Source organism: Rhodobacter sp. P2_H5 (genome assembly GCF_056403335.1).
The window spans coordinates 1-583 of the sequence record NZ_JBFUFS010000139.1 but is presented as its reverse complement, the minus strand read 5'-3'; the positions used below and the strand labels follow the sequence as shown (position 1 = coordinate 583).

2 protein-coding genes are annotated in these 583 nt (G+C 63.3%); one reads left to right on the top strand and one right to left on the bottom strand.

Annotated elements, in window-relative coordinates; translation table 11 throughout:
• Window positions 1-198, bottom strand: a 198-nt coding sequence (locus AC1DVR_RS23980; protein ID WP_478003122.1) for a hypothetical protein, incomplete at its 3' end; no start/stop codon positions are given.
• A 30-nt stretch (window positions 199-228) separates the two neighbouring features.
• Here AC1DVR_RS23980 and AC1DVR_RS23975 point away from each other — a divergent pair.
• A partial coding sequence (locus tag AC1DVR_RS23975) for a nucleotide-binding protein (RefSeq protein WP_478003121.1) occupies window positions 229-583 on the top strand: 355 nt, incomplete at its 3' end.

Below are 583 nucleotides of genomic sequence, written 5' to 3'. Positions count from 1 at the left end.
CGCCAGACCCGCCAGACCCGCCAGACCCGCCAGACCCGCCAGACCCGCCAGACCCGCCAGACCCGCCAGACCCGCCAGACCCGCCAGACCCGCCAGACCCGCCAGACCCGCCAGACCCGCCAGACCCGCCAGACCCGCCAGACCCGCCAGACCCGCCAGACCCGCCGAAGCGGTTCCCGCACCCCGATTACCCGTCAAGCTCAATTCCAACCCGAAGGAGAAAACCCCATGCGCGTCATCACCGCTTACAGCCACAAGGGTGGCACTGGCAAAACCACGGCCCTCCTGATGCTGGTCTCCGCGATCGACGCTGCAGGCAAATCTGCCCTTCTGGTCGATTGCGATCCGCACCAATCCTTCAAAGCCTATCAGACGTACAGCCAGCAGGTTGGGCCGGAATTCTGGTCTGACAAGTTCGCCGTGAGCTTCCTGCACTATGAAGCCACCCGATTGCTGGACCTGGAAGATTCCCTTCTCGACGCCGATGAAAGTGGTCGTTTCGATTATTGCCTCCTGAACCTCGCGGGAGTCGACCACCCCTTCAACCGCCATGTCCTACGCTATGCCGAGGTGACTTTGATGC